Source organism: Acidovorax sp. HMWF018 (assembly GCF_003061035.1).
GTDB classification, from domain to species: Bacteria; Pseudomonadota; Gammaproteobacteria; order Burkholderiales; family Burkholderiaceae_C; genus Acidovorax; species Acidovorax delafieldii.
On the sequence record NZ_QAIM01000261.1, the window covers coordinates 3,894 to 11,049 of the forward strand.

6 protein-coding genes are annotated in these 7,156 nt (G+C 65.1%); all 6 read left to right on the top strand.

The genetic code is table 11. The annotated features are described in order from the left end of the window. The first annotated feature begins 87 nt into the window (after positions 1–87). Entirely contained in the window at positions 88–2,394 is a 2,307-nt protein-coding gene (locus tag DBR23_RS29615) for an NADP-dependent malic enzyme (RefSeq protein ID WP_158276444.1), read from the top strand. A 294-nt stretch (positions 2,395–2,688) separates the two neighbouring features. Continuing rightward, positions 2,689–3,720 (top strand): ABC transporter substrate-binding protein, encoded by a 1,032-nt coding sequence (locus DBR23_RS09570; RefSeq protein WP_108498090.1) that lies wholly within the window; start codon positions 2,689–2,691, stop codon positions 3,718–3,720. A 72-nt stretch (positions 3,721–3,792) separates the two neighbouring features. Next, positions 3,793–4,617: an ABC transporter ATP-binding protein gene (locus DBR23_RS09575; RefSeq protein ID WP_056060735.1), complete on the top strand. Its 825-nt coding sequence runs from the start codon at positions 3,793–3,795 to the stop codon at positions 4,615–4,617. Between the two features lie 19 nt (positions 4,618–4,636). After that, entirely contained in the window at positions 4,637–5,404 is a 768-nt protein-coding gene (locus DBR23_RS09580; RefSeq protein WP_056060732.1) for an ABC transporter permease, read from the top strand. Then, complete coding sequence (locus DBR23_RS09585) at positions 5,397–5,885, top strand: nucleoside deaminase (RefSeq protein ID WP_255581635.1); 489 nt, start codon at positions 5,397–5,399, stop codon at positions 5,883–5,885. The genes DBR23_RS09580 and DBR23_RS09585 overlap by 8 nt, the downstream gene beginning before the upstream one ends. Positions 5,886–6,015: 130 nt before the next feature. Next, the gene (locus DBR23_RS09590) at positions 6,016–7,059 is read left to right on the top strand and encodes a patatin-like phospholipase family protein (RefSeq protein WP_108498092.1); all 1,044 of its coding nucleotides are present in this window, start codon (positions 6,016–6,018) and stop codon (positions 7,057–7,059) included. Positions 7,060–7,156: the final 97 nt, after the last annotated feature.

Sequence of the window (7,156 nt, forward strand, 5' to 3'; positions counted from 1 at the left end):
TGCATACGCATAAACCTGCATGTCCGCCGCCCACGCCATCGGGTACCCTTGTTTTCGCTTTCCGCCCAGGACTTCCAGGATTTCCGCATGACACAGAACATTTCCGCCGCCGAACAGGCCCTGCGCGACGCTGCGCGCGAATACCACCGCAACCCCACCCGGGGCAAGATTTCGGTCACCCCCACCAAGCCTTTGTCCAACCAGCGCGACCTGTCGCTGGCCTACTCGCCGGGCGTGGCCTACCCGTGCCTCGACATCCAGGCCGACCCATCCAAGGCGTTCGACTACACCTCACGCGGCAACCTGGTGGGCGTGATCACCAACGGCACGGCCGTGCTGGGCCTGGGCGACATCGGCCCCCTCTCAGGCAAGCCGGTAATGGAAGGCAAGGGCTGCCTGTTCAAGAAGTTCGCAGGTGTAGACGTGTTCGACATCGAACTGGCCGAGCGCGATCCGGACAAGCTGGTGGAGATCATCGCGGCGATGGAGCCCACGCTCGGGGGCATCAACCTCGAAGACATCAAGGCACCCGAGTGCTTCTACATCGAGCGCGAACTCTCCAAGCGCATGAACATCCCGGTGTTCCATGACGACCAGCACGGCACAGCCATCATCAGCAGCGCAGCGCTGCTCAATGGCCTGGAACTCGTGGGCAAGCAGATCGACCAGGTCAAGATCGCGGTATCGGGCGCAGGGGCTGCCGCCATTGCCTGCCTGAACGTGATGGTGGGCCTGGGGGTGAAGGTCGAAAACATCTTTGTGTGCGACTCCAAGGGCGTGATCTACGAAGGCCGCCCCGGTGGCTACGACGAATCGAAGGCAGCCTACGCACAAAAGACCGACGCCCGCACGCTGGCCGATGCGGTCAACGGCGCCGACGTGTTCCTGGGCTGCTCGGCCCCCGGCGTGCTCACGGCCGAAATGGTCAAGACCATGGGTCCCAAGCCCATCATCCTGGCCCTGGCCAACCCCGAGCCTGAAATCCGCCCCGAGCTGGCCAAGGCCATCCGCCCCGACTGCATCATCGCCACCGGCCGCTCGGACTACCCGAACCAGGTCAACAACGTCCTGTGCTTCCCGTACATCTTCCGCGGCGCGCTGGACTGCGGCGCGACCAAGATCACCGAAGCCATGAAGCTGGCCTGCGTGCGCCAGATTGCCGACCTGGCCAAGGCCGACATCAGCGAAGAAGTGGCCAGCGCCTATGCGGGCAAAGAGCTGACTTTCGGCCCTGACTACCTCATCCCCACGCCGTTCGACTCGCGCTTGATCCTCAAGATCGCGCCCGCCGTGGCCAAGGCCGCTGCCGAATCCGGCGTGGCCACGCGCCCCATCGAAGACATGGAGGCCTACAAGGAAACACTGTCGCGCTTTGTCTACCAGACCGGCATGCTGATGCGCCCCGTGATCAACGCGGCCAAGGCCCTGCCAGATGCCAAGAAGCGTGTGGCCTACGCCGATGGCGAAGATGAACGCGCCCTGCGTGCCGCACAGATGGCGATTGACGACAAGATCGCCCAGCCCATCCTCATCGGGCGCCCTGCCGTGATCGCCGCACGCATTGCCAAGGCCGGCCTGCGCATGCAGCTGGGCAAGGACGTGGAGGTGTGCAACCCCGAGGACGACCCGCGCTTTCGCCAGTACTGGGAGCACTACCACCAGCTCATGAAGCGCAACGGCGCATCGCCCGAAGTGGCCAAGGCCGCCGTGCGCCGCTCCAACACCATCATTGCCTCGCTGATGGTCAAGCTGGGCGATGCCGACGCGATGATCTGCGGCCTGGTGGGCACGTATGAAACGCACCTGGAGCGCATCCACAGCATCATCGGCCGCCAGGAAGGTGCCCACAACTACGCTGCCCTGAACGCGCTGATGACCAACCGGGGCACGCTGTTCATTGCCGACACCTATGTGAACGAAGACCCCACGGCCCAGCAGCTGGCGGACATCGCCTGGATGTCGGTGCAAGAAGTGCAACGCTTTGGCATCCCGCCCAAGGTCGCCTTCCTGTCGCACTCCAGCTATGGCTCGTCCAAGCGCGCATCGGCCCGCAAGATGCGCGAGGCGCGCGACCTGTTCGTGGCCGCACACCCCGAGATCGAGTGTGATGGCGAGCTGCACGGCGATGCCGCGCTGGAGCCGAACATCCGCAACGCCTACATGGCGGATTCGACCCTGACGGACTCGGCCAACCTGCTGATCTGCCCCAACCTGGATGCTGCCAACATCCTCTACAACGTGCTCAAGACGACCACCAGCGGTGGCGTCACGGTGGGCCCCATCCTGATGGGCGCCGCTGCCACGGCCTACATCCTGACCCCGGCCGCCACCGTGCGCCGGGTGCTCAACATGACGGCCCTGGCCGTGGCCAGCGCTGCCGCCCGGCCACGCTGAGCGCGCTGTGCCGTGCTGACCTGAGCGCAGGCCGTGAGCAGGCCTGCCCACACACCGTTGCAACGGGGCCCTTGGGCCCCGTTTGTCATGGGCAAGCCGACCCCTCGCCCTGCGCATGCACCATTTCGGGAAACCCAGCATGCTGACGCGCACCACTTCGGTGAACAATGGGGCGCAGCAAAGCACCCGCATACACAAACCGGGCATCGTTTTTGCTGACTGCAGGACCATGGCCCATCAAAGGGGCCAGTGCCTTCCCTCACCGAATTTCCCCTCGCCCGACAGGAGCCCCGAATGAAAAAAAGACTGTTCATGCAAACTGCCGCCGCCCTGGCCCTGATCGGCAGCACCTCGCTGGCCCAGGCGCAGGCCACCACGCCCATCAAGTTCCAGCTCGACTGGCGTTTTGAAGGCCCCGCCGCGCTGTTCCTGCAACCCGTGGCCAAGGGCTACTTCAAGGCCGCAGGCCTGGACGTGACGGTGGATGCAGGCAACGGCTCCGGCGGTGCTGTGCAGCGCGTGGCCTCGGGCACGTACGACATGGGTTTTGCCGACCTGGCCGCGGTGATGGAGTTCCACGCCAACAACCCCGACGCGCAGAACAAGCCCGTGGCGGTGATGGTGGTCTACAACAACACGCCCGCCTCGGTCATGGCGCTGAAAAAGAGCGGCATCACCAAGCCCGCCGACCTGGCCGGCAAGAAGCTGGGCGCCCCCGTTTTTGACGCAGGCCGCCGCGCGTTCCCCATCTTCCAGAAAGCCAACGGCATCGGCGCCGTGACCTGGACCGCCATGGACCCCCCACTGCGCGAAACCATGCTGGTGCGCGGCGACGTGGACGCCATCACCGGCTTCACCTTCACCTCGCTGCTCAACCTGGAAGCCCGGGGCGCCGAGGCCGCCGATGTGGTGGTGCTGCCCTATGCCGACTTTGGCGTGAAGCTGTACGGCAACGTGATCATCGCCAGCCCCAAGCTCATCAAGGAGAACCCGGGCGCCATCAAGGCGTTCCTGTCGGCCTTCACCAAGGGCGCCAAGGAAGTCATTGCCAACCCCGCTGCGTCCATCGAATACGTGAAGGCGCGCGACGGCATCGTGAACGTGCCGCTCGAAACCCGCCGCCTGCAGCTGGCCATCGACACGGTGATCAACAGCCCCGACGCCCGCACCGAAGGCTTTGGCCAGCTCAAGCCCGGACGCCTCTCGCTGATGGCGTCGCAGGTATCGGATGCGTTCAACACCAAGACCCGCGTGAACGCCGACGATGTGTGGAACGCCAGCTTTCTGCCCAGCGCGGCCGAGCTGAACATCCTGCCGAAGAAGTAAACACTATTAATTTGATAGCTGCAGGCGCATGATTGACTAGCGCTTGCAGCCGTTATGAGCACAAAGACTTCCATGCAGGCTGCTGACAACTATTTTGTGGACTTCCGGGACGTCTGGCTTGCCTACAACGACGAGCTGCGCGCCAAGAACCAGTTTGCGGTCGAAGCCATCGACCTGCAGGTACGCCAGGGCGAATTCATCGCCATCGTGGGCCCCTCGGGCTGCGGCAAGTCCACCTTCATGAAGCTGGCCACCGGGTTGAAGATGCCCTCCATGGGCAAGATCCTCATCGACGGACAGCCGGTGACGGGGCCGCTCAAGGTTTCGGGCATGGCCTTCCAGGCGCCTTCGCTGCTGCCCTGGCGCACCACGGTGGACAACGTGCTGCTGCCACTCGAGATCGTCGAGCCCTACCGCAGCAACTTCAAGCAAAAACGCAAGGAATACGAAGAGCGCGCCCGCAAGCTGCTGCAGAAGGTGGGGCTGGCGGGCTATGAGGACAAGTTCCCCTGGCAGCTGTCGGGCGGCATGCAGCAGCGCGCCAGCATCTGCCGCGCGCTGATCCACGAGCCGAAGATGCTGCTGCTGGACGAGCCGTTTGGCGCGCTCGACGCCTTCACGCGCGAGGAGCTGTGGTGCATCCTGCGCGATCTGTGGACCGAGCAGCAGTTCAACGTGATCTTGGTCACGCACGACCTGCGCGAATCGGTCTTCCTGGCCGACACGGTGTATGTGATGAGCAAGAGCCCCGGCCGGTTCGTGGTGCGCAAAGAGATCGAGCTGCCCCGCCCGCGCGACCTGGAGGTGACTTACACCAAGGAGTTCACCGACATCGTCCACGAACTGCGCGGCCACATCGGCGCACTGCGCAAAGCCGGCGCGCCCATCCAGCAATAACAAGAAAGCGCCTCATCCCATGCACAAGAAAACCGTCGAGCGCTGGTCTCCCTGGCTGCTGCTGACCGCCACCATCCTGCTATGGCAGATCATCTGTTCGGCCTTCAATGTCTCCGAGTTCATCTTCCCCAGCCCCTGGGCCATTGCCACCCAGCTGGTGGAGTTTGGCGGCGTCATCGCAGGCCACGCCTGGCGCACCTTCTGGGTCACCATGGCCGGCTTTGGCATCGCCATCGTCGTGGGGGTGCTGCTGGGCTTTGTGATCGGCTCTTCGCGCCTGGCCTACGCCGCCGTGTACCCGCTGATGACGGCCTTCAACGCACTGCCCAAGGCCGCCTTTGTGCCCATTCTGGTGGTGTGGTTCGGCATTGGCGTGGGCCCGGCCATCCTCACGGCGTTCCTCATCAGCTTCTTCCCCATCATGGTCAACATCGCCACCGGCCTCGCCACGCTGGAGCCCGAGCTGGAAGACGTGCTGCGCGTGCTGGGCGCCAAGCGCTGGGACGTGCTGACCAAGGTGGGCCTGCCGCGCTCCATGCCGTACTTCTACGGCTCGCTCAAGGTCGCCATCACCCTGGCCTTTGTCGGTACCACGGTGTCGGAGATGACCGCTGCGAACGAAGGCATCGGCTACCTGCTCATCAGCGCGGGCTCGTCCATGCAGATGGGCCTGGCCTTTGCGGGTCTGATGGTGGTGGGCGCCATGGCCATGGTGATGTACGAACTGTTCAGCTGGATTGAAAAGCGCACCACGGGTTGGGCGCACCGGGGTTCTCAAGGTGAATAACCCGACGGCGTTGAGCGAAGCCCAGGCAGCCACGCTGCTGCGCCGCGCCAACGCCGTGGCCCAGCGCGCCAAGGACATGGGCCGCCATCCCTTCGGCGCGCTGCTGGTTGCGCCCGATGGCGAGACGGTGCTGGCCGAGCAGGGCAACATCGACACGGTGAACCATGCCGAGAGCACGCTGGCCCGCACGGCGGCGGCCAACTATCCCGGCGCTTATCTCGCCCAGTGCACCCTGGTCACTACCTTCGAGCCCTGCGCTATGTGTGCAGGCACCATCTACTGGGCGGGCATCGGCCGCGTGCTGTATGGCGCCGAAGAAACCGCCCTGCTCGCCCTGACGGGCGACCACCCCGAGAACCCCACGCTGTCCCTGCCTTGCCGCACGGTGTTTGCGAGCGGCCTGCGCCCCACCGAAGTGCTTGGGCCGGTGCCTGCACTGCAAGACGAGATCACGGCCCTGCACCGCGATTTCTGGCGGTAGTTGGCTCTGGCGCTTGTATGCCAAGCGCAAGCAGCTCCTCTTTCAGGAGCAAAAGACACCACCAACTGGTGACTCGACACCCTCCCGCTATACTGCCCGCCCCGTTTGGACGACAGCAGGATCACCCGGCATGCGCTTGACCATTCTTTTGCGCCTTCTGGCCCTTGGGGCCGCAGCAGGTCTGGCCGCATGCGGCGGCACAGCACCGACCCAGCCAGCGGCGGGTGACGCCACACCGGTCGCAGCGACCCCATCCACCACGCCCCCTATCCGCATCGGCATCGCCCTGGGCGGAGGCGCGGCCAAGGGCTTTGCGCACATTGGCGTGATCAAGATGCTGGAGGCCAATGGCCTGGCGCCCGCCGTGGTCTCGGGCACCAGCGCAGGCAGCGTGGTGGGCGCGCTGTATGCCAGTGGCATGAACGCGTTTGAAATGCAGGAAAAAGCCGTGGCGCTGGATGAAGCCAAGATCCGCGACCTGCAGTTGTCATCTGGCGGGCTGGTGCTGGGGCAGAAGCTCGAAGACTATGTGAACGAGCAGGTGCGCCGCAAGCCGCTGGAGCAGATGGCCAAGCCCTTCGTTGTCGTGGCCACCCGGCTGGAAGACGGCGAGCGCACCGTGTTTGCGCGCGGCAACACCGGCCAGGCCGTGCGCGCATCGAGCAGCGTGCCGGGCGTGTTCCAGCCCGTCACCATCGGCAAATACCACTTTGTGGATGGCGGCATCGTGAGCCCCGTGCCGGTGGATGCCGCACGCCAGCTGGGCGCGGACATCGTGATTGCCGTGGACATCTCCAACAAGGCCCGGGGCCAGACGCCGGGCAACATGCTGGGCGCGCTGAACCAGTCGATTGCCATCATGGGCCAGAAGCTGGGCCAGGCCGAGCTGGCGCGGGCCGACGTGATCATCCGCCCCCAGGTGCTCGACATTGGCGCCGCCGACTTCAGCCAGCGCGCCAATGCCATCGTGGAAGGCGAGAAGGCCGCGCTGGCCGTGATGCCGCAAATCCGCGAGCGTGTGGCCCAGCTCCAGGCCGAGCGCAGCAAGGCGGCGGCGCAGGCCCAGCAGAAGGCGGCCGAGGCGCAGTACCAAGCCTGCCTGGACAACCGCAGCCGGCTGCAGAAGCTGGCGGGCCTCGCCAAACTGGACGACTCCTGCCCGGCGCCCAAGTAGCGCGGCAAACAAACGATTCCGGCGCAGTGCCCTTCGGGTAAAGTCAACTGCGCCGGAATCGTTTGTTTGCCGCGCTACTTGGGCGCCGGGCAGGAGT